At 59.5% G+C, this 22,898-nt stretch carries 13 protein-coding genes and 1 riboswitch; of the genes, 2 read left to right on the forward strand and 11 right to left on the reverse strand.

The window, feature by feature from the left end; translation table 11 throughout:
- From ACIQVE_RS24915 to ltaE, 3 genes are all read right to left on the reverse strand, one after another.
- Window positions 1-725, reverse strand: a 725-nt coding sequence (locus tag ACIQVE_RS24915) for an aspartate kinase (protein ID WP_402813526.1), incomplete at its 3' end; no start/stop codon positions are given.
- A gap of 88 nt (window positions 726-813) precedes the next feature.
- Window positions 814-3,432, reverse strand: coding sequence for an alanine--tRNA ligase (gene alaS / locus ACIQVE_RS24920; protein WP_402813529.1), 2,619 nt, complete (start codon window positions 3,430-3,432; stop codon window positions 814-816).
- Window positions 3,433-3,578: 146 nt separating this feature from the next.
- Window positions 3,579-4,583, reverse strand: a complete 1,005-nt coding sequence (gene ltaE, locus ACIQVE_RS24925; RefSeq protein WP_402813531.1) for a low-specificity L-threonine aldolase — start codon at window positions 4,581-4,583, stop codon at window positions 3,579-3,581.
- A 277-nt stretch (window positions 4,584-4,860) separates the two neighbouring features.
- A riboswitch (FMN riboswitch) is annotated at window positions 4,861-5,033 on the forward strand.
- Window positions 5,034-5,136: 103 nt separating this feature from the next.
- On the opposite strand from ltaE, the gene ACIQVE_RS24930 reads away from it, so the two are divergent.
- Window positions 5,137-5,646: a 6,7-dimethyl-8-ribityllumazine synthase gene (locus tag ACIQVE_RS24930; RefSeq protein WP_402813534.1), complete on the forward strand. Its 510-nt coding sequence runs from the start codon at window positions 5,137-5,139 to the stop codon at window positions 5,644-5,646.
- Window positions 5,647-5,803: 157 nt separating this feature from the next.
- Here ACIQVE_RS24930 and astE read toward each other — a convergent pair whose 3' ends face one another.
- From astE to ACIQVE_RS24965, 7 genes are all read right to left on the reverse strand, one after another.
- Entirely contained in the window at window positions 5,804-6,814 is a 1,011-nt protein-coding gene (gene astE / locus ACIQVE_RS24935; RefSeq protein WP_402813537.1) for a succinylglutamate desuccinylase, read from the reverse strand.
- 12 nt (window positions 6,815-6,826) lie between these two features.
- On the reverse strand, window positions 6,827-7,117 hold the full coding sequence (locus ACIQVE_RS24940) for a topoisomerase II (protein ID WP_150604280.1): 291 nt from the start codon (window positions 7,115-7,117) through the stop codon (window positions 6,827-6,829).
- 57 nt (window positions 7,118-7,174) lie between these two features.
- On the reverse strand, window positions 7,175-8,521 hold the full coding sequence (astB, locus tag ACIQVE_RS24945) for an N-succinylarginine dihydrolase (protein ID WP_402813540.1): 1,347 nt from the start codon (window positions 8,519-8,521) through the stop codon (window positions 7,175-7,177).
- Window positions 8,522-8,660: 139 nt separating this feature from the next.
- Entirely contained in the window at window positions 8,661-10,130 is a 1,470-nt protein-coding gene (gene astD, locus ACIQVE_RS24950; protein WP_402813577.1) for a succinylglutamate-semialdehyde dehydrogenase, read from the reverse strand.
- Window positions 10,127-11,152: an arginine N-succinyltransferase gene (gene astA, locus ACIQVE_RS24955; protein WP_402813543.1), complete on the reverse strand. Its 1,026-nt coding sequence runs from the start codon at window positions 11,150-11,152 to the stop codon at window positions 10,127-10,129. The genes astD and astA overlap by 4 nt, the downstream gene beginning before the upstream one ends.
- 52 nt (window positions 11,153-11,204) lie before the next feature.
- On the reverse strand, window positions 11,205-12,224 hold the full coding sequence (gene aruF, locus ACIQVE_RS24960) for an arginine/ornithine succinyltransferase subunit alpha (protein WP_402813546.1): 1,020 nt from the start codon (window positions 12,222-12,224) through the stop codon (window positions 11,205-11,207).
- A 287-nt stretch (window positions 12,225-12,511) separates the two neighbouring features.
- Entirely contained in the window at window positions 12,512-13,732 is a 1,221-nt protein-coding gene (locus tag ACIQVE_RS24965; RefSeq protein ID WP_402813549.1) for an aspartate aminotransferase family protein, read from the reverse strand.
- Between the two features lie 306 nt (window positions 13,733-14,038).
- Here ACIQVE_RS24965 and ACIQVE_RS24970 point away from each other — a divergent pair, with 306 nt between their 5' ends.
- Window positions 14,039-21,832, forward strand: coding sequence for a dermonecrotic toxin domain-containing protein (locus tag ACIQVE_RS24970; protein ID WP_402813552.1), 7,794 nt, complete (start codon window positions 14,039-14,041; stop codon window positions 21,830-21,832).
- A 16-nt stretch (window positions 21,833-21,848) separates the two neighbouring features.
- On the opposite strand, the gene argR is transcribed toward ACIQVE_RS24970, so the two are convergent.
- On the reverse strand, window positions 21,849-22,829 hold the full coding sequence (gene argR, locus ACIQVE_RS24975) for a transcriptional regulator ArgR (protein WP_402813555.1): 981 nt from the start codon (window positions 22,827-22,829) through the stop codon (window positions 21,849-21,851).
- Between the last annotated feature and the right edge of the window lie 69 nt (window positions 22,830-22,898).

Raw genomic sequence — 22,898 nt, forward strand, 5'->3', positions numbered from 1 at the left:
ATGAGGGTGCCCGGACCCGCTTTGAAGCTGTGCAGTACGCGCAGCGGTACGTTGTACTTGCCGGCGAATTCCACCGCACGGATCTGCAACACCTTGGAACCGAGGCTGGCCATTTCCAGCATCTCTTCGAAGGTAATCTTGTCCAGACGCTGAGCGACCGGCACGACACGCGGGTCGGTGGTGTAGACACCATCGACGTCGGTGTAGATCTGGCACTCGTCAGCTTTCAGCGCTGCAGCCAGTGCTACACCGGTGGTGTCGGAACCGCCACGACCCAGCGTGGTGATATTGCCGTGCTCGTCGACACCCTGGAATCCAGCGACAACAACAACGCGGCCTGTCTTCAGATCACCGCGAATCTTCTGGTCATCAATCTGCAAGATACGCGCTTTATTGTGTGCACTGTCCGTCAGGATCCGCACCTGATTACCGGTGTACGACACCGCCGGCACACCGCGCTTGATCAGCGCCATGGCCAACAGGGCAATCGTCACCTGCTCACCGGTGGAAACAATCACGTCCAGCTCACGCGGAACCGGTTGACCGTCGCCACTGATTTGCTTGGCCAGATCGATCAGACGGTTGGTTTCGCCGCTCATTGCAGACAGCACAACCACCAGGTCATCGCCGGCATCGCGGAACTTTTTAACCTTGTCGGCGACCTGCTCGATTCTCTCGACAGTACCGACCGAGGTGCCTCCAAATTTCTGTACGATCAAAGCCATTTCAAAGCCGCCTCAGCCCATGAAGGGCGCCATAATTACTCGAACAGCCACCGGGCCCGCCAATAGACTGCGGGCCCGATGCGCCGTCTTATAAACCCTGCTCGACGAATGGGACGGTCAGCGCCAGTGCGCCATCCAGCGCGCCGGCATCGACACCGCCGCCCTGCGCCATGTCCGGACGACCACCGCCCTTCCCGCCCACTGCCGCAGCAGCCTGTTTCATCAAATCACCGGCTTTGAGTTGGCCAGTCAGGTCTTTGGTTACGCCTGCAACCAGAACGACCTTTTCCTCATGGACACTGCCGAGCAGGATCACTGCGCGGCCGAGTTTGTTTTTCAGCTGATCAACCAGCGCCAGCAGCGCCTTGGCATCTTGACCGTCGAGACGCACAGCCAGCACCTTCACGCCTTTGACATCCAGTGCCGAAGCCGACAGATCGTCGCCCGCAGCGCTGGCTGCCTTGGCCTGCAACTGCTCGAGTTGCTTCTCCAGCAGACGGTTGCGTTCCAGCACGGCCGACAGCTTGTCGATCAGGTTGTCGCGGCTGCCCTTGACCAGGCTGGCCGCCTCCTTGAGTTGTTCTTCTGCAGCGTTCAAGTAGGCCAGTGCGGCTGCACCGGTGACTGCCTCGATACGACGCACGCCCGATGCCACACCGCCTTCGCTGATGATTTTCAGCAGGCCGATGTCGCCGGTGCGGTTGGCGTGGATACCGCCGCACAGCTCGACGGAGAATGCGCCACCCATGCTCAGCACGCGCACGTTGTCGCCGTATTTCTCGCCGAACAGCGCCATCGCGCCTTTGTTCTTGGCAGTTTCGATGTCGGTTTCTTCGGTTTCAACCGCGGAGTTCTTGCGAATCTCGGCGTTGACGATGTCTTCCAGTGCCTTGATTTGCTCAGGCTTGATCGCTTCAAAGTGGCTGAAGTCGAAGCGCAGGCGCTGACTGTCGACCAACGAGCCTTTCTGCTGAACGTGTTCGCCCAGCACCTGACGCAATGCGGCGTGCAGCAAGTGCGTCGCCGAGTGGTTCAGCGCAGTGGCGTGACGTACTTCGGCATCAACGTGGGTTTCAACCGGCGCGCCAATGGTCAGGCTGCCCGATGCCAACACGCCGTGGTGCAGGAACGCGCCGCCAGTCTTGGTGGTGTCGCGCACATCGAAACGTGCGTTGCCGGCCTGAAGGAAACCGCAGTCGCCGATCTGGCCACCGGATTCGGCGTAGAAAGGCGTCTGGTTGAGAACGATCACGCCCTCTTCGCCTTCACTTAATACGTCGACCGACTGGCCTTCTTTATAGATGGCAACGATTTTCGCCGAACCGCTGGTCGCGGCGTAGCCGGTGAACTCAGTGGCCACGTCGACTTTAACCAACGTGTTGTAGTCCAGACCGAACGAGCTGGCCGAACGTGCGCGGACGCGCTGAGCTTCCATCTCACGCTCGAAACCGGCTTCGTCGACGGTCAGGCTGCGCTCGCGGGCGATGTCAGCGGTCAGGTCCATCGGGAAACCGTAGGTGTCGTAGAGTTTGAACACCACGTCGCCCGGCACCACGGTGCCTTTGAGTTCCAGCAGATCCTGCTCGAGAATCTTCAGGCCGTGCTCCAAAGTCTTGGAGAACTGCTCTTCTTCGGCCTTGAGTACACGCTCGATGTTGCTCTGCTGCTTCTTCAGTTCCGGGAAGGCTTCGCCCATCTCGGCAACCAGCGCCGCGACGATCTTGTAGAAGAAGCTGCCGGTGGCGCCCAGCTTGTTGCCGTGACGGCAGGCGCGACGGATGATCCGGCGCAGCACGTAGCCGCGACCTTCGTTGGACGGCAGCACGCCGTCGGCGATCAGGAAACCGCACGAACGGATGTGGTCGGAAACAACCTTCAACGAAGACTGGTCGCCGTTTTCGCAACCGATTGCCTCGGCCGAAGCCTTAAGCAAGTTCTTGAACAGGTCGATGTCATAGTTGGAATTGACGTGCTGCATCACCGCACTGATCCGCTCCAGGCCCATGCCGGTATCGACCGACGGCGCTGGCAACGGATGCAACACGCCATCGGCGGTGCGGTTGAACTGCATGAACACGTTGTTCCAGATCTCGATGTAACGGTCGCCGTCTTCTTCCGGTGAACCCGGTGGGCCGCCCCAGATGTGGTCGCCGTGATCGTAGAAAATCTCGGTGCAGGGGCCGCATGGGCCGGTATCACCCATGGTCCAGAAGTTGTCGGACGCGTAAGGCGCGCCTTTGTTGTCGCCGATGCGGATCATGCGCTCGACCGGCACACCGATTTCTTTGGTCCAGATGTCATACGCTTCGTCGTCCGAGGCGTAGACGGTGACCCAGAGTTTTTCCTTCGGCAGTTGCAGCACGCCGGTCAGGAAGGTCCACGCGAAGGTGATCGCGTCTTTCTTGAAATAGTCACCGAAGCTGAAGTTGCCGAGCATTTCGAAGAACGTGTGGTGACGAGCGGTATAGCCGACGTTTTCCAGGTCGCTGTTCTTGCCACCGGCGCGCACGCATTTCTGGCTGCTCGTCGCACGGGTGTACGCACGTTTTTCCTGGCCCAGGAAGCAGTCCTTGAACTGGTTCATCCCCGCGTTAGTGAACAGCAGGGTTGGGTCGTTGCCCGGAATCAAAGAGCTGGAGGCTACACGGGTGTGGCCTTGCTCTTCGAAGAAGCGAAGGAAGGCTTCACGGATTTCTGCGCTGTGCATGAGGGTCTTCCACGGAGGCGGCGGCCAAAGGCCTGTTCGAAACGTCAATAGACGAAGCGACGGCAAAGGGCCGCATTATATCGGCCCTGCGCGCGGGGTACAGCGTGTTTATACGATAGAAACGGTCAATTGGACGGGTAACGCTGTCACTTGCGTGAAAACTCGACGAATGCCGCGATCACTTGTTGGATTTGCGAGTGATTGACGTCCATGTGCGTGACCATCCGCAGACGTGCGGCGGCGCTCAATTTGATCCCGCGCTCGGCGGCAAATGCCTTGATCGCCTCGGCTTTGTCGCCCATCTGCACATAAACCATATTGGTCTGCACCGGCTCGACGCTGAAACCGGCGCTACGTACGCCTTCGGCGAGAAATTGCGCGTTGGCGTGGTCATCTGCCAGACGCTCGACGTTGTGGTCCAGCGCATACAGCCCCGCCGCCGCCAGCAATCCGGCCTGACGCATGCCGCCGCCGACCATCTTGCGCAGGCGCCGAGCCTTGCCGATCAACTCGACAGAACCACACAATACCGAGCCCACCGGCGCGCCGAGGCCTTTGGACAGGCACACCGACACCGAGTCGAAGTGCTGGGTGATTTCCCGGGCATCAACGCCCAACTTGACCGCTGCGTTATACAACCGCGCGCCGTCCAGGTGCAGTTGCAAACCGTTGTCCTGGGTGAATTTGCGCGCGCGGGCCAGATACTCCAGCGGCAACACTTTGCCTTGCATGGTGTTTTCCAGCGCCAGAAGCCGGGTCCGGGCGAAATGGAAGTCATCTGGCTTGATTGCCGCCGCGACCTGTTCCAGATCAAGCGAGCCGTCAGCCTGCACTTCCAGCGGCTGCGGCTGGATCGAACCAAGCACGGCCGCGCCACCCCCCTCGTACTTATAGGTGTGCGCCTGTTGGCCGACGATGTACTCATCACCGCGCTCGCAATGCGCCATCAACCCCAGCAGGTTGCTCATGGTGCCGGTCGGCACGAACAACGCGGCAGCGAAACCCAGCCGTTTTGCCAGTTCCGCTTCCAGACGATTGACCGTCGGATCTTCGCCGTAGACGTCGTCACCGGTGTCCGCCGCAGTCATTGCGTCGAGCATGGCGGGAGTCGGTTGGGTGACGGTGTCGCTGCGAAGATCGATAACACTCATGAACCTGGCCTCAAGTCAGCAGGGGAATTCCCTTTACGAAGTTGAATTACTGCGGTCATCGCACCGATTAATCAAGCCCTGAACAAGGAAAAAGGCACCTTACTCCTTGAGAACGCACAGCCTATGTGGGAGCGAGCTTGCTCGCGAAAGCGGATTCGCAGTCAGCATCCGCGTTGAATGTTAAACCGCTTTCGCGAGCAAGCTCGCTCCCACAGGTTCTGTGCAGGGCTGGAAAATATGTGTTAAAAACGCTTCGTCGCCCAAAAAGGGGCGGCAAAAACGTTCTCAGGGCGGGGTGCAATTCCCCACCGGCGGTAATTGCGCGCAATGCGCATAGCCCGCGAGCGCTTGGCGACGAACACGGCTTTGGCCGGTGATCGAAGGCAAGGTCAGCAGACCCGGTGTGATCCCGGGGCCGACGGTCATAGTCCGGATGAAGAGAGAACGGGATGAACGCCAAAGGGCCGTCCGCGTGCATTCGTGCGAGCGTGCGTACCCTTGAATCCCTTTCGATTCATAACGCCCTGTTTTTCACACAAACAGGAGTCAGAACATGCAACCCACCGCTATCGACAGCAAAAGCAAACACCCTCACGGCGAGCGCGTCGCGTTCATCCAGGCCTGCTGGCACAAGGAAATCGTTGATCAGAGCCGTAAAGGCTTCGTCGCGGAAATGCTCGCTCAGGGTTATCAGGAATCGGACATCGACTTCTTTGAAGTTGGCGGCGCCTTCGAAATGCCCCTGCACGCCAAACTGCTGGCCAAATCCGGGCGTTACTCCGGAATCGTCGCGGCAGCCCTGGTAGTGGACGGAGGGATCTACCGTCACGAGTTCGTCGCCCAGTCGGTCGTCAGCGGCCTGATGCAGGTTCAGCTGGAAACCGAGGTGCCGGTGTTCTCGGTGTCACTGACCCCGCACCACTTCCATGCCGGCGAAGAACACCAGAAGTTCTTCTTCGAGCACTTTGTGCACAAGGGTCAGGAAGCGGCGAAGACGTGTGCGGATACATTGAAAAAGGTTCGCGCGTTGCGCCGTAGTGAGCCGCGTGCGGTAGCGGTCTGATCCGCTGATGAGTGAGATATCTGATCTCACTCAAAACCACTGTGGGAGCGAGCTTGCTCGCGAAAGCGGTCTGACAGCCAACAGAGATGTTGAATGACAGATTGCATTCGCGAGCAAGCTCGCTCCAACAGTTTTTTGTGTCAGCTCCAAGATCGAGTCAGGCGAGGTTTTCGTCTGTGGCCGGGACGATCAGGATGCCCGCGCGCAAGCCATTCTTGACCTTGGGATTGGGGAAGATGATCCGTGCGCCCTGCTCTTCGATGATCCAGCGGGTATTGGCCAGGTCTTCGGCCAGCACATAGCCCACTTCCAGCTCCGAAAAGTTTTCGACGTCCTGCGGCAGGTTCAAGTGGAACGCATCGCTGTGCTTGATGATTTCCCGCGCCACGCTGAACAGCTGCAAACCGTCCAGCCCTTCTGCGGCCACCTCCGGCTCAGTGCCTTCTATGATCTGCTGCAGACGGGTCTCCAACAGGGAAACGTTGACCCCGTCGTTCTGCCCGAACGGCCGCGCCTTGCCCAGTTCCAGCGTGAAAGACTCGGCACCTAGCTTGTCGTAGGTGTACGAGCTGAACACGATCGATGGCTTGTTCTGCAACAACACCGCTTCCATGCCGGCTGCGCGCAGACGCGCCAGTTCCAGCCGTGAATGCTGGCGACCTTCCTTCCACGGATACAGGGCGAACTGCTCGATCTTCGAACCACGAATCGCGGTGTGCAGATCGTAATGCAGACGCTGGCGATCCGGCTGACTGAAGAAAACCGCCGCCAATCGTTCCAGCTCACAGGCACGCAACGCTTCGCTGCCGCTGCTTTGTTCGTGACGGCCGTTGAACAGCCGATTGACGTCCTGCTCGATAAAGCGCTCGCCTTTGCGAATCGCCTCGGGGTTGCCGAACAGGAACAGAATGCGTGCGCGCGGCTTCAGATCGCCGCGAGCGATGTCGTGCAGCAGTCGATCAAGCAACTCGATCGGCGCTGTTTCGTTGCCGTGGATGCCTGCCGACAGCAGCAGGTCCAGGCCATTGTCACGCGCTTCGGGAGGCCGGACTTCCAGCGCCCCCTCGCTCAACCAGCGCATGCGCACGCCTTCGACAGTCAGTTGAGTCTTCTCCGCCGGTTCGCGGCCGGCGAGGGTCAGTTCAAGCAGTTTGCCGAGGGCGAGCATAGAGCGGTTTCCTTAGTGGTCGTGGTTGCAATCCGGGCCGTGCACGTGATCTTCGTCGTCGCCGACTTCAGCCGGTTCCATTTCCAGTTGCAGACTTACCAGATTAGTCGCCAATGGGCGCAACAGCAGGTTGGCGTATTCGGCATCACCTTCTTCGACGTCTACGCCGATCAGCAGTTGGCCGCGGCCGTCTTGCTGGATCCACAGCTCTTTGCCTTGCCACAGGACCGCGACGCGGGTGCAGGAAGTTTCCAGTTGCGTGCCGTCGGTGTCTTCAAGGATCAGCTGCAGGGAATCGCTCATGTTTTTACTCTCTTTGGGAGACAAGCCGCGCGCAGCATTCAAGCGACGCGCCGGCCATCAATTGATCTGGAATGGATAAACCGCGCCCAGTTTAAGGATTTGCGTCAGTTCATCCAGTGCCGTCCGGCATTCAAGCAGCAATTGCGGGTCCGCCAGATCGGTTTCGCTCAAGCGGTCGCGGTAGTGCTTTTCAACCCATGCGGTTAACGAACCGTACAACGGTGCCGTCATGATAACCCCTGGGTTGACCGCCGCCAGTTCGGTTTCGTTAAGCGCAACGCGCAGTCGCAGGCACGCCGGGCCACCGCCGTTCTGCATGCTTTGCTTGAGGTCGAAGACCTTCACTTCGCGGATCAGACCGCCGGAGCTGGTCAGGCCTTGCAGGTAGTTCCACACGCGCTCGTTTGCCTGGCACTCTTGCGGCACGATCAACAGCATCGAGCCGTCAGGACGCGACAGCAACTGACTGTTGAACAGGTACGACCGCACTGCGTCATCCACGGTGACTGCCGAACGCGGCACACAGATCGACTGGAAATTGCCGCCGACCTTGGCGAGTTTGCCTTGCAACTCGGCCAGCATCTGCTCGGTGTCGAGGAACGCGTCCTCGTGATAGAACAGCGCTTCGCCGTTACCCACAGCAATCACGTCGTTATGGAAAACACCCTGATCGATCACGCTCGGATTCTGCTGCGCATAGACCACGCCTTCGTCACGCAGACCGTGCAGACGCGCAACAGCTTGCGACGCTTCCAGAGTCTGGCGTGCCGGGTACTTTTGCGGCGCCGGATAGCGGTTGTCGAAGGCACTGCGACCGAACACGAAAAACTCGACGCCAGCCTCACCGTATTCACGGCAGAAACGCGTGTGGTTGGCTGCGCCTTCGTCACCGAACTGCGCCACCGCAGGCAGAGCCGCGTGATGGGCGAAGTGTTGCTGATTGGCGAACATCGCGCCGAGTACGCGGCTGGTGGTCGGGTGCTCGATGCTGCGGTGGTATTTGCAGTTAAGGTTGGCAGCAGTGAAATGCACGCGACCGTCAGCGGTGTCGGCGCTCGGGCTGACGGTGGCGGCGTTGGCCACCCACATGCTCGACGCCGAGCAACTGGCAACCAGCAGCGGCATCGCTTCTTTGGCGGCACGCTCGATCACTTGAGCGTCGCTGCCGCTGAAACCCAGACGGCGCAGTGCGGCCACGTCCGGGCGTTCTTGCGGTGCCAGCACGCCTTGCTGAAAGCCCATTTCCATCAGCGCTTTCATTTTTGCCAGGCCTTGCAGCGCGGCTTCCTTCGGGTTCGAGGATTGCTGGCTGTTGCTCTGGGACGCGACGTTGCCGTAGGACAAACCGCCGTAGTTATGGGTCGGCCCCACTAGACCGTCAAAATTGACTTCATAGGATTTCATCAGCGAGGCTCCACGAGAATCTGTTGTTATAGGCATCGAGTAACAATTCTTTGAGACCGAGGTGAGGCCTTCGCGAGCAAGCTCGCTCCCACATTGGAATGCATTTCCCTGTGGGAGCGAGCTTGCTCGCGAATGGGCATCACGCCATCTTCACGCCAGGCGTCAATGTCGCAGGCATCACCAGGCTCGGCGTTTCCAGCGACGCCACCGGGTACGCGCAGTAATCCGCCGCGTAGTAGGCGCTGGCGCGATGGTTGCCAGAGGCACCCACACCGCCGAACGGTGCGCTGCTCGCAGCACCGGTCAGTTGCTTGTTCCAGTTGACGATACCGGCGCGGCTTTGCAGCCAGAACTGCTGATAACGGTCTTCAGAATCTGACAACAGGCCAGCGGCCAAACCGTAAGCAGTGTCATTGGCCTCGCTGATCGCCGCTTCGAAATCGGCGTAACGAATCACTTGCAACAACGGGCCGAACAGTTCTTCGTCCGGACGCTCGGCAACCGCCGTCACATCAACAATGCCCGGCGTCAGCAGCGCGGATTGCGCCTGTGGCTGAGTCATTTCCAGCAGAGACACGGCGCCGTTGGCCAACAGATGTTCTTGCGCGTCCATCAACGCTTTCGCCGCACCAAGGGAAATCACCGAGCCCATAAACGGCGCGGGTTGCTGATCGAACGCTCCTACTTCAATGGTCGCGCTGACTTCAACCAGACGCTTGAGCAGGCTGTCGCCCCACGCGCCTTGCGGCACAAGCAGACGACGGGCGCAGGTGCAACGCTGGCCGGCAGAAATGAACGCCGACTGAATGATCGTGTAAACCGCCGCATCCAGATCCGCAACCTGATCGACCACCAGCGGATTGTTGCCACCCATTTCCAGGGCAAGAATCTTGTCCGGACGACCGGCGAACTGCTGATGCAGATGATTGCCTGTGCGGCTGGAGCCGGTGAAGAACAGACCATCGATGCCGGCGTTAGCAGCCAGCGCGATGCCGGTTTCGCGAGCGCCTTGCAGCAGGTTCAACACGCCTGCGGGCAGGCCGGCTTCGATCCAGCACTTGACCGTCAGCTCAGCGACTTTCGGCGTCAGTTCACTTGGTTTGAACAGCACGCTGTTACCGGCCAGCAGCGCAGGCACGATGTGACCATTCGGCAAGTGACCCGGGAAGTTATAAGGGCCGAACACCGCCACCACGCCATGCGGCTTGTGGCGCAATACCGCGGTGGCGTCGCCCAATGGGCCGCTCTTCTCGCCTGTGCGTTCGCGGTAGCTCTGCACCGAGATCGCGATCTTGTTGACCATGCTGGTGACTTCGGTGGCGGCTTCCCACATTGGCTTGCCGGTTTCTTCACCGATGGTGCGGGCCAGTTCGTCAGCGTGGTTTTTCAGCGCTGCGGCGAACGCTTCAAGAACGCTGATGCGCTCTTCCAGCGTACGACGCGCCCAACCCGGAAACGCCTGACGTGCAGCCTGCACCGCCGATTCAACCTGAGCGGCAGTCGCGCCCTCCCCCGACCACAGCACTTGCTGGGTCACCGGGTTCAGCGATTGAAAGGCTTCGCCCTGGCCAGCCAGCCACTCACCTGCGATGTATAGCGAATTCATTATTTCGACTCCCGAGCAGCGGACAACGCCACGGCGCGAACCTGGTCGCCTGCGTTGAGTTGAAGACGTTTGGCAGTCTGCGAATCGACCACCAGCGTGCCGGCGGCCAGACGGGCCGGCGCGGCGGTGATGCGGCAATCTTCGCGTTTGCGGTTATGGATGATGAACGGCGTGGCGTCATCGCCCGGCGTACCAATGGCCAGCACCAGCGCTTCGCTGTCACGCACCGCGCGGATCTTGCTGGTCTCGCATTCAATCCCGGGACCGGCGTCGAAGATGTCGACGTAACCCTGATAGCTGAAGCCTTCGCTTTTGAGCATCGCCAGCGCCGGTTCGGTGTCCGGGTGAACCTGACCGATCACATTGCGCGCGTCTTCCGATAGGAAGCAGGTGTACAGCGGGAATTTCGGCATCAGTTCAGCGATGAACGCCTTGTTGCCGACACCGGTCAGGTAATCGGCCTGGCTGAATTCCATTTTGAAGAAGTGACGCCCCAGGCTTTCCCAGAATGGCGAGCGGCCGGCTTCATCGGACACACCGCGCATTTCGGCGATGATCTTGTTGCCGAACAACTCCGGGAACTCGGCGATGAACAGCATCCGCGCCTTGGACAGCATGCGACCGTTGAGGCCGTTGCGGTAATCGGCGTGCAGGAACAGCGAGCACAGCTCGGAGTTGCCGGTCAGGTCGTTGGCCAGGAACAGCGTCGGAATCTCGCGATAGATGTTCAGCTCTTGCGAAGCGCTGACGGTCAGGCCGACACGGAAGTTGTACCAAGGCTCACGCAAACCGACCGCGCCGGCAATGGCAGAAATCCCCACCACGCGACCGTCGTCGTCTTCGAGCACGAACAGGTAGTCCGCATCGCCACGGCCAGCTTCGCCGCGAAAGGTCTTCTCGGCCCAGCCAACCCGGTGGGTCAGGCGCTCTTCGTTGGCCGGCAAGGTTGTCAGGCCGGTGCCGGTGCTGCGGGCCAGGTCGATCAGCGCGGATAAATCGCTGCTGCGTACGGGACGAACAATCATGCTATCTCCTCAAACGGGCCGCCTTCGGCCACCCGTAAAACTCGCTAAGGCGTTAAACCGCCACCAGGCGCACGCTGGCACCTTCACCGACGCCCAAGGCTTCGGCCGCTTCCAGATCCAGGGTCACCGGTTTACCCGGCGCGTAATCCAGTTCAAGCAACACGGCGCGGTAATCCTGCAACTGCGCGTTGGCCACCAGATACTGACGCCCGGCACCTTTGACCGGCTCGCCGATCTTCACCGGCACTACCCGGCTCTGGGCGATCGAACGGATCCCCGAAACGCGCGCATGCAGGGTCGGGCCACCGTCGAAAATATCGATGTAGTGATCGGTCTCGAAGCCTTCGCGCATCAGGATGTCGAAGGTGATCTGCGCACGCGGGTGCACCTGGCCCATCGCCTCTTGAGCGGAATCCGGCAGCAGCGGCACGTAAATCGGGTAATGCGGCATCAGCTCGGCAAGGAACGTACGGCTCTTCAAGCCACACAGGCGTTCGGCCGCAGCGTAGTTGAGGTCGAAGAAGTTGCGACCGATAGCGTCCCAGAACGGCGAGTCGCCATTTTCATCGCTGTAACCAACGATCTCGGTCACCACCGAATCAGCGAAACGCTCCGGGTGGCTGGCGACAAATAGCAAGCGACCACGGGAATTGAGTTCCGACCACGGCGAGCCGACCAATTCGCGCTGCACATAGAAACTGGTCAGCAAGCTGTTGCCGGTCAGGTCATGGCACTGCGAGAGCACGTGGATCTTGTTGTGGATCTTCAGCTCGCGGGAAGCGTGGACGAAGGTCTCGTTACGGAAGCTGTAGAACGGTTCCGAATAACCAGCCGAAGCAACGATGGCCGAGCAGCCGACCAGTTTGCTGGTGCTGGTGTCTTCGAGGACGAAGAAGTAACTCTCTTCACCGTTGAAACTCACTTCGGCGGCGAACGAGGCTTCGCTCGCGGCGATCTTGTCGCTCAGACGTTCCACGTCATCCGGCAAGGAAGTGACACCAATCGGGCTGTCCGCAGCCAGACGCTGTACCTCGCCCAGATCAGCCATTTGCGCGGGGCGCATCACCAGCATGGTGTCACTCCTTTCTCTTATAAATTTCACAGAAGATGAAAATCCCGGGCCACTTCCCAGGGGAAGCAGGGGTAAAGCTGTTTGTGGCGAGGGGATTCATCCCCGCTGGGTCGCGCAGCCGCCCTAAATCCAGTCACCGCGCACTCAATTGTGCGTTCACGGATTCAGGGGCGCTTCGCACCCCAACGGGGATAAATCCCCTCGCCACAGGGGCTCATTCCCAAATCAATCTGGCCCGAAACAAAAATTGGTTCGGCGCCTGAAATGCTCAGGCGTCGAAGGGTCTATCAGGCTTGCGTCAGTTTCGCTGCGGCACGTTCGAAGCGGTCGAGACCGGCATCGATATCAGCATCTTCCACCACCAGACTCGGGGCGAAACGGATCACGTCCGGGCCAGCTTGCAGAATCATCAGACCTTCTTGTTCAGCGGCGTTGAAAATGTCTTTGGCCTTGCCTTTCCAGGCATCGCTCAGCACGCAACCGATCAACAGACCGAGACCACGCACCTGAGTGAACAGGCCGTACTTCTCGCCGATCTGCTCAAGGCGAGCCTTGAACTTGTCGTGCTTGCTGTTGACACCAGCCAACACCTCAGGGGTGTTGATCACATCGATCACCGCTTCTGCCACTGCGCACGCCAACGGGTTGCCGCCGTAAGTGGTGCCGTGGGTACCGACGACCAGATGCTTGGCCAGCGCTTCGGTGGTCAGCATGGCTGCGATCGGGAAACCACCTCCCAGGCTTTTGGCGCTGGTCAGGATATCCGGGGTCACGCCGTAATGCTGGTAGGCGAACAGCTTGCCACTACGGCCCATGCCGGTTTGCACTTCGTCGAACACCAGCAGCGCGTTGTTCGCGTCGCACAGTTCACGGGCACCTTGCAGATAAGCCAGTTCAGCCGGCAGCACGCCGCCCTCGCCCTGGATAGGTTCCAGGACAACCGCACAGGTCTTGTCGGAAACAGCGGCTTTCAGCGCAGCCAGATCGTTGTAAGGAACGTGGGTGATGCCAGTGATTTTCGGGCCGAAACCGTCGGAGTACTTCGACTGGCCACCAACGTTGACGGTGAACAGGGTACGGCCGTGGAAGCTGTTCAGCGCGGCAATGATTTCGTACTTCTCGCTGCCGAAACGGTCGAATGCAACGCGACGGGCCAGCTTGAACGCGGCCTCGTTGGCTTCAGCGCCGGAGTTGCAGAAGAACACTCGTTCGGCGAACGTGGCGTCGATCAGCTTGTGCGCCAGGCGCAGGGCTGGCTCGTTAGTGAACACGTTGGATACGTGCCACAGCTTGTTCGCTTGTTCGGTCAAGGCACCGACCAGCGCCGGATGCGCATGGCCCAATACGTTGACGGCAATGCCGCCGGCGAAGTCGATCAGCTCGCGGCCGGCCTGATCCCAGACACGGGAACCGGCGCCACGCACAGGAATGAAAGCGGCGGGTGCGTAGTTGGGAACCATAACCTGGTCGAAATCGGCGCGTTGTACCGCAGCATGCTCAACGGACATCGGAGTCTCCTGATGAGGGCCACCCGCCGGAAACTGGCGAGCGATGGGGGGATTGTAAGGACAGTTTTCAGCCCGGCCTTGCCGCCAGGCGACAACTTCTTATAGCGCCAACCCCGGATTTTCCCGGGTTTACGGCAATGCGACAAATAGCGTCGCAAAGGCGCAGTTTAAACTGCCGCCGCCGATTTGCGGCAGGCCCGGGAGGATATCAATTCAACCCGGTGCCAGAGGTATATATATGTACCGCACCGCCATCGCATGATTCTGATTTGCTAGGGCCTTTCCAGACGCCAAGGAATGGCCACGATGCACCCAATCACAGAACGGCGACCCGCCCACCTTCCTGAATTCCCCCAACGCGAACTTCCCGACAACCATTATCTGCCGCTCAAAGCCGCCATCCCCGACTGGCTCGGCAACGCTTCTGCCGCCAAGCGCGAGTCTTTTGGGCGCCAGGCCCCCTTCCTGCCGCCCAAACTGCAAGCGGCCACGGACGACAAGCATCAGGCGCTCATGGCCCTGAACGCGGCGCACTGGACCGCGCAAAACGATGTCGAGAAACGCCTTGAGCATCTGCAAGACGCCAGCGCCTTCGCCGAACCGCTGCTCAGGGCGGCGCTGAAAGAGGAATTCGATCTGGAGCTGAACGTCAGGACAACCTTCGTGCGTCTTTACGTACCCGCGAAAACGCCATGGTTTCCGATCAAAACCGGTGCCCGGGCCTGGACGGTCTCGTTATTGGAAGCGGCGCTGCACAACTTCGAGGAAGCGGAAACCGAAGATGGCGCCTATGACCCCGAATCGACCTTCATCACCCAACCCGATGCCAGAGGGCAGTTCGATACCTTGCCGTCGCTTAACGCCAAACTGAGCATCGCGGCGTTTACCAAGCTGTGCCGCACGTTGGATATCGGCGCTCAATATCAGACCTATCTGCGCGAATATCTCGGATCCGGAAATGCGGTCGTCGCAGCCGTGCTGCGGCAAAAAATCGACCAGAGCCAGCAAGCAGCGATGAAAGCCGCCCTGCAATGGGCGCGGATGAACGGCGACATCAGCGAGGACAATTTCCTGGAGGTCGTTGGCCTGCTCGATGCAGTGCCAGGCACGCAACCGTATCAGCTCGGATTGAAATGCCACGACCTGACGATGCTGGAAATGCCCCTGACCGGCATTGTCGTTTTTGCTCCCGACCTGCTTGAGCCGCGATCGTCGGCACGCTTGGTCGCCTATGTACCGGATGACCCCGAACACCCGATCAAGGAATACGCCTCGACCATCGAACTGCGCATCGAACTCACCCGCCAACTGCGTTCCAGTGATCATCAAAAATTCTTCAGCCGGTTCGTCAACCTTGAGCAGCGCGGTGCATTTTTTGCCACGCTGAACAGTCGCCTGAGCGAGATGAAGTGGCACGAGCCGGTGGCCGGCAGCGGCGAACCGCCATGGCGCGACACCCCGCGCGAGCAGCCTAAACTTCAACTCACCTGCACACCGATCAGCGCCCCACTGTGGCAGCACCTCTATCAGGGCAAACTGAACAAGATCCTCAATGATGCTGCAGCCATCGCCGTGCCGACCGCCTCGGTCGACCAGAAAGCGCGCTGGGCGTTCTGGGAATCGGTCGTCAATATTGTCTCGACGATCCTGCAGACCGTCGCGCTCATCATCGCGCCGTTTGTGCCCGGTCTGGGCGAACTGATGATGGCCTACATGGCTTATCAACTGCTCGACGAAGTGTTCGAGGGCATCATCGATTGGGCGCAAGGCCGAACCACAGCAGCGTTCGAACACCTGATGGGCACGCTCGAATCACTGATTCAGCTAGGCACCTTTGCCATCGGCGGGGCGATTGGCGCAGGCGAGTTTCGCAATATCCTGCCCAAGGAAATCGTCGAGTTCATCGACCGCTTCAAGCCTGTCGAAATGCCCAGCGGCCAGACCAAATACTGGGAACCGGACCTGACACGGTATGAGCAGACAACCTCGCCCGCCGCCGATTCCGCACCTAATGAGCTGGGCCTGCACACGCACGAGGGCAGTCAACTGCTGACTCTCAATGACGCGCATTTTGCCGTGAACGAAACAACGGATGCCGGCGAATACCGGATTGCCCACCCAACCCAACCCGACGCTTATCAACCCAGGGTGCGCCATAACGGCGACGGCGCCTGGCACAGCGAAATCGAGCAACCGCTGACGTGGGACAGGCCAACGGCGCTGCGCCGAATCGGTCATTCGGTCGAGTCGTTTTCAGCGGCCCGACGTGAAACGATCCTGCAGGTCAGCGGCCTCGACGAAGAAATCCTGCGCACCATGCACGTCGATCAGGAATCGATCCCGCCGCTGCTGGCGGACAGCATCCAGCGTTTCAAGATCAATCAGGATCTGCAACGCTTCACCGACGATTTGCACAGCGAGCTGCCCGAGGCCTATCTGCACGTCGACCCGATTCTACAGTTGCAACTGTTGAGCGAGCATGGCCGCTGGCCGAGCAGTCAGCGCTTGCGCCTGCTCGACTCGCAGGGCGAACTCGTCTGGCAGTCATCCAGCGATGAAAGCTTGCCGCTGACCGTCATTCGCCAAGGCAGCCTCAAGGACGGCGACCTGCTCAAGACTCTGCTTTCTTCCCTCGACGATCAGCAAGCCAAAGCCCTGCTCGGCGAAGCGTTCTCCGGTCCGATGCTGGCACTGGATGTACGTAGCCAGACGCTAAGAAAACAGCTGGCACAGATCGCCACGCAGCAACGAACCTCAATCTTCGAATCCCGCTACGACGCCCTTCAGCGCAATGACGATCCGCTGGCGCAGCGGCTCGCGCAACACGATGCAGGATTGCCCGCCAGCATCACCCGCGAACTGCTCGGCACCGCAACCGGCGATGAACTGCTGCAAATTAACGAGAGTCAGTTGCCCCCACGCCAACAGGCGCTCATGCAACTGGCCAATCAAGAGCTGCGGGTCACCCGCGCGTACGAAGGACTGCAACTGGACTCGGTCAACAATCCGGATACAGACACCCTGGCACTGCACAGCCTCAAACGCCTGCCCGGCTGGAGCGGTGACGTGCGGTTGGAGATTCGCGGCGGGCACTACGAAGGACGGTTACTCGACAGCACTGGCGGCATGGAGGCGTCCATTCAAAAAGTTCTGGTGCGGCAGAGCGATGGCACCTACCAGCCCTACGACGAGCGGGGCCAGGAGCTGCATTCTGCGACCGATTTCTACTCCAGCGTTCTCCATGCACTGCCGGATAGCGAGCGGCAACACCTGAACATCCAGATTGGCCAGGGCGACAGACTAAAAGCGACGATCCGCGAGCGGCCGGTGGAGCGCAACGAACTGCGCGTGGCCATTTCTCCAGTGCCGATTCCCGAACCTGCCGTGGACACACTGCGGCTCGTGGGACGTGGTGGTCGTCATGGGGGGAACGACGTTGAAGCGGCATATTTCTTCGGCGCGCCGGACGGCACTACAACAGACATAGAAAGGGTACGGGTGATTTTTCCAACCTATACCCCTGAAGACGCACAGGCATTCGCTGCCCGGTTTCAGCATGAACCTGGCGGGCTGAGCAATGAACTGTCGCGCTTGCGAACGGAACTCACCCGACTCAAGGACGACCTGCGGCGCTGGAAGAACGAGGCGCCCGCAAATGACCCCGTCACCGGCTTAGCGCTGACGGACATCCAACGCCGCGCCGCGGTGCAAAACCGTGCACTTTTCAAAAAAGCCGTTGAACGTTGCTGGCGCAGAGAAACAGCTGGGGCCGACAGCTACATGCTGCAGATTGAAGAGCCGGTGATCGGAGACCTGCCGATACTGGAAGCCGATTTCAGCCATGTCACCCTGCTCTCCTTCAAGGGCAATGCCGGTACCCGTGGTGTCGAGCGTTTTCTGCAGTCTTTTCCGTCCCTGCGCTACCTCGATATGCATGACCTGAACCTGCCCGATTTGCCACAGAGCTTTGACGCTATGCCGCAGCTGCAGCATCTTGCGCTGCGCAACTGCGGCATAAAGCTCTCCGCCTCGGACGTCGCCGGCTTCCCGGCCATGGAACAGCTTTCGATCCTTGATCTGCAAGACAACCCGCTGGGCGTACCGCCCGACATTCACAGCATGCCTGCCTTGCACTACCTCAACCTGGACAACACCGGTATCTCCACTACGCCTCCGGGCTTGCTCGATCATCCGAACCTCTTTACCGGCAAGTTCGATGGCAACCTGATCACTGAAATACCCGAAGAGTTGCTGACGTCATCGCACTATTTGGCCGGGAGACTGAGCTTTGCCAACAACCCGCTATCCGCCGCCACCCGGGAGTCGATCAAGACCCTCTACAACCGAACGCACAAACATTTCGGAGTAATGATCGAGCAGGCTGACATTCAGCGCGCGACCGAGCTGTTTCCAACGCTGAGTGCTGAACAGGCGAATGACCTGCTTTACCAATTGCCCGGCACACTGGCCCAGGGTCGAGGCCAACTCGCCGACTGGGAGGCAGAGCTCACTCAATTACGCGCTGATCTCAGGCGATGGAAAACCCAGATCCCCGAGCACTCTGCCACCAGCGACCAACCTTTGAATCTCAATGAGGAGGTAAGCGAACGTCTGGCGAGGGAGGCCTTCGCCGAAAAAATGGAACACTTCTGGCGTAACAGGTTGCCGCGCCAGCCTGGTACCAGAGACAGCCATCTGGTGGCGACCCTTGAGTTCATGGGTGACATGCCAGTGCTCAACGCAGACTTCAACCATGTGACCCGCTTGACGCTTAACGGCAACAAGAGCGTCACGGCGATGACGCCGTACCTGCAACAGTTCCGCGATCTGACCATTCTTGAACTGCGCTCTTTCGATTTGGAGCCGAGTTTCCTGCCATCCCTCGACCTGTCCCGACTCAACGCACTGGAGCTGAAGAGCTGCGGTTTGGTCCTGACGCCTGAAAATCAGGCTGCCCTAATGACCATGAACCAGATCGAGCTACTGGAGCTGAGCGACAACCCGTTAGCCTCCCTGTTTGATTTGAATCTTTTGCCCACGCTCACGAGCATCGACTTGTCCCTGACCGGCATCAACCAGTTGCCATCCGGGCTTCTCGATCTTCCCGAACTGCAAATCGCGGTTCTGCGCGACAACTTCATCACTGAGTTGCCGGAAGCAATGTTCGAGTTACCGCTGGACCGCACCCGAGGATTCGACTTTGCCGACAATCCGCTTTCTACCGAGTCGCGCAACCGGATTAAAACCTACTACCGCAAGACCAGTCATGACTTCGAAGTGTCGGCAGACAGCGCCGATATCGAACTGGCCAAACAGCTGTTTCCGTCGCTCGACGCGCAGGACGCGAGCAACATGATCTACACCCTGCCGGGAACGTTGGCAGAGGGTCGAATTCAGCTGCAACGCTGGCAAATCGAGAGGGAAACCCTACGGGCGGATCTGTCTACGTGGAGCACCCAGGGCTCGGCTCATCATCCGGTGACCGGCGAAGTGCACACGCCCGGCGACTTTCTCAATGACTACCGCGCACGATCAGACTTTCGCGAGCAGCTTTTACGATTCTGGGAAAGTCGCTCGGACGCCACCAACACGCGAAATGACTTCTTCGAAGCGAGCTTGGCCTTCTCGGGAGAAATGCCGAGGTTGACGGCCGACTTCAATCACGTTTTGACGCTGGATTTAACCGGCGGCGCGGGCATCAGTGAAGTCGGCAGGTTTCTTGAGCTTTTCCCGCATGTGCAAACTTTGGAAATGCGCGATTTCGCACTGGGTCAAATGCCTGAAAACCTGTCTCGCCTGACGGAACTCAAGGAGCTGACGCTGACAAACTGTGGCGTCACGCTGACAGCCGACGGGCAGAGCGTTCTGGAAGCCCTGAGTGATCTTGAGTTGCTTGATCTGAGCAACAACCCGCTGGGGATGGCGCCCAATGTGGAAACAATGCCGCAGTTAAATGACGTTCGCTTGTCCAACACCGGTATTTCCAGCTTGCCTGACGGCATCGCCGATCATCCTAACCTGCGCAATGTCTTGCTCGATGGCAACGGGATCATCGATCTGCCCGACACGTTCTTCGAGGTCGATCCGGATCTTGCCGATGGCATCGATCTGGCGGGTAATCCGTTGTCCGCCACCAGTCGCAATCGAATCAAGGGCAATTACCACGCACTCAACCATTTCGGGGTGCTACCCGAGGCCGCCGACATCGCCAGAGCCAAGACACTGTTTCCGGTATTGAAGACCGAAAGCGCCGTCCACATGATCTATTCACTGCCCGGTTCGCTGGAGGCTGGCAGCGCTCAGTTGCTGCGTTGGGAAGCGGAGATAGCGACGATGATCAGCGACCTCGCTGTGTGGGCCGAGCGCATTCCGCCGCGCGACCCGACCACGGGTGATTTCATCCATCCGTTCGAAAGAGCTGCACAGCATTTTGCCAGGACAGATTTCAGCGTAGACCTGCAGACTTTTTGGCGCCGCCGATTTGTCGACAAAACCGAACTACGTTCAAACATATTCGTTACCCAACTCGGATTTACCGGCGACATGCCGACGCTGAGCGCTGATTTCAGTCACGTCACCCAGATATCCTTGCGGGGCAATGATGCGCTGAAAGTGTCTGACGGCTTTCTGAATTGCTTCAGCAGGCTACACGCAATGGAGTTGCGCAACTTCGCATTGGGTCGAATTCCCTCGGCGCTTAATCGGATGCCTACGCTCAAATCGCTGGTGCTCAGTAGTAGCGGTGTGATGTTCGATGCCGAGGGGCAAGCTACGCTTTCTTCGCTATCGCGACTCAGGGCATTGGATCTCTCCAACAATCCACTGGTCGACGCGCCAGACATCTCGGCGCTGACGGACCTGATGTTCCTGGACCTTTCCAAAACAGCGATCGACCGTGTTCCACCCGGAATCTCCAGCCTTCCAAATCTGGAGGACGTGATGCTCAATAACAACAACATCAGCGAACTGCCTGATGAGCTTTTCAATCTGCCCGCCGCCATCGGCCAGAACATCGACTTGCATGACAACCCGATCTCGGCAGTTGCGCGGGAGCGGATCAAAACCTGCTACCAAACCAATGGCCATGCGTTCGGCGTGCCGGTCGAAGCCATGGACAGTGAGTTAGCCCTGACGCTTTATCCGAGGTTGACCGAAAACCAAATCAACGAGCTTGTCTACAGCCTGCCCGGCACACTGGTCGAGGGTCGAATCGAGCTGGCGCGCCGTAACACCGAGCTTGCCACCCTGACTCGCGAGCTAGAGTCGTGGGCCAGCGAGATACCGCTGGATCCGGTCAACCGCGCGCCACTGGCCGGCAACGCCGTGCGCCAGGAACAAGCCAATAGACTGACGTTCAAGGAAAGCCTGGAAAACTGCTGGCGCCGGATCGTGACGCAGGGGCAGGAGCAAGACGAATTCAATTTCACCTTCAACTTGCCCGTGAGGGGGGATCTGCCCACACCGACTGCGAACTTCGCGCATGTGCGCACCATCATCCTGTCAAACGGATCTGGGGCGCCGTCGCGCATTGGTCAATTCCTGAGTCTTTTCCCTAACGCGCAGAAGCTGGCAATCCAGGGTTATCAACTCGAAGACATTCCAGCTGTCGTACTGTCGATGGAAAAACTGACCGCGCTGAGCCTGCCGGATTGCCATATCACGCTGACCCCGGCAAGCGTGGAAGCGCTGGGCGCGAGAACAAATCTCAACACGCTGATTTTGCGGAACAACCCGCTCGGTCTCACCCCCGATGTCGGCCGGCTGGAGCAGCTGTTCTGGCTGGATCTGAGCAACACCGGCGTCAGCGAACCACCACCCACGCTTCCCGTGCAGCGCCTGGAGTACGTCAACTTCTCCAACAACGCCATCGTCGAGTTACCCGAGGATTTCTGGAACGCCAGCACCACCGAGTTCGATTTCAGCGGTAACCCGCTATCTGCGCAAAGTCAGCAATACGTGGAAAGTTATCGCCTGCGAAGAAATGCCGCACTGGCGGAGCACCAAACACAGCGAATTGCGCCCCCACCCGCAACGCCATCCGCTTCCACAGAAACGGATGAGTCGGCCATGTCGATCGACTCATCGGATGATTCAGCATGACCGGCGCTGAGGACGATTAACCGCGCTCTGACGGCACCGACGACAATTCGAACGGGCTGCTGCTGCGCCGCTGGTTGCGATCTTCCCGCGGCGTGGCACCGAAGAAATTGCGGTAGGCGCTGGAGAAGTGCGGCCCCGATGAGAAGCCACACGACAAGCCAATCTGAATGATCGACTTACTGGTTTGCATCAACATTTGCCGGGCCTTGTTCAGGCGCAGTTCCAGGTAGTACTGGCTCGGCACACGGTTGAGGTACTGCTTGAAAATCCGCTCAAGCTGCCGACGGGACACGCACACGTGTTGGGCGATTTCGTCGGTGGTCAGCGGCTCTTCGATGTTGGCTTCCATCAGCAGCACGGCTTGCGTGAGTTTTGGATGACTGGAGCCGAGGCGATTCTGCAATGGAATGCGCTGACGCTCGCCGCCCTCACGGATGCGTTCGACCACCAGTTCTTCGGAAACCGCACCGGCCAACTCTGCACCGTGATCACGGGCCAGCAATGCCAGCAGCAGATCGAGCACGGACATGCCGCCGCACGCGGTCAGGCGATCACGATCCCAATCGAACAGATGGCTGGTGGCGATGACCTTCGGGAAGCGCTCGGCGAAATCGTCCTGCCAGCGCCAGTGCACCGCCGCGCGATAACCGTCGAGCAAACCCATTTGCGCCAACGGGTACACACCGGCGGACAACCCACCGATCACACAACCGGCACGCACCAGTTGCTTGAGCGCACTGCTGAGTGCTGGGGCCAACGTGGTCGGCGGCTCGTCGGCGACCAGGAACAGTTTCTGGAAGTTTTCCAGCTTGCCGGCCCACGGTTCGCCGGGCAATTGCCAGGCGCCTTCGCTCGGCGGCTCGGCCTGCAGGAACGACAGTTCGTAGACGACGTCCGGATGCACACGCTGGGCAACACGCAGGGCCTCCTCCGCCAGCGCCAGCGTCAACGCTTTAGTGCTGGGCCAAATCAGGAAACCAATTCGATGGGCAGTCATGGGCGGGCGATCCGAAACGAACAACGATGATGAAGGCATGGGCCAATGCTAGCCCGTAAATGAACACAA

Source organism: Pseudomonas sp. NPDC098747 (assembly GCF_044760045.1).
In the GTDB taxonomy this organism is placed as follows: domain Bacteria; phylum Pseudomonadota; class Gammaproteobacteria; order Pseudomonadales; family Pseudomonadaceae; genus Aquipseudomonas.

Coding starts and splice junctions, on each gene's coding strand:
- astE (WP_402813537.1), bottom strand. CDS start 6,814: ATGCTCGCCCTCGGCAAACTGCTTGAACTGACCCTCGCCGGCCGCGAA.
- astB (WP_402813540.1), bottom strand. CDS start 8,521: ATGAAATCCTATGAAGTCAATTTTGACGGTCTAGTGGGGCCGACCCAT.
- aruF (WP_402813546.1), bottom strand. CDS start 12,224: ATGCTGGTGATGCGCCCCGCGCAAATGGCTGATCTGGGCGAGGTACAG.
- alaS (WP_402813529.1), bottom strand. CDS start 3,432: ATGCACAGCGCAGAAATCCGTGAAGCCTTCCTTCGCTTCTTCGAAGAG.
- ACIQVE_RS24965 (WP_402813549.1), bottom strand. CDS start 13,732: ATGTCCGTTGAGCATGCTGCGGTACAACGCGCCGATTTCGACCAGGTT.
- ltaE (WP_402813531.1), bottom strand. CDS start 4,583: ATGAGTGTTATCGATCTTCGCAGCGACACCGTCACCCAACCGACTCCC.
- ACIQVE_RS24940 (WP_150604280.1), bottom strand. CDS start 7,117: ATGAGCGATTCCCTGCAGCTGATCCTTGAAGACACCGACGGCACGCAA.
- astA (WP_402813543.1), bottom strand. CDS start 11,152: ATGATTGTTCGTCCCGTACGCAGCAGCGATTTATCCGCGCTGATCGAC.
- ACIQVE_RS24930 (WP_402813534.1), top strand. CDS start 5,137: ATGCAACCCACCGCTATCGACAGCAAAAGCAAACACCCTCACGGCGAG.
- ACIQVE_RS24970 (WP_402813552.1), top strand. CDS start 14,039: ATGCACCCAATCACAGAACGGCGACCCGCCCACCTTCCTGAATTCCCC.
- argR (WP_402813555.1), bottom strand. CDS start 22,829: ATGACTGCCCATCGAATTGGTTTCCTGATTTGGCCCAGCACTAAAGCG.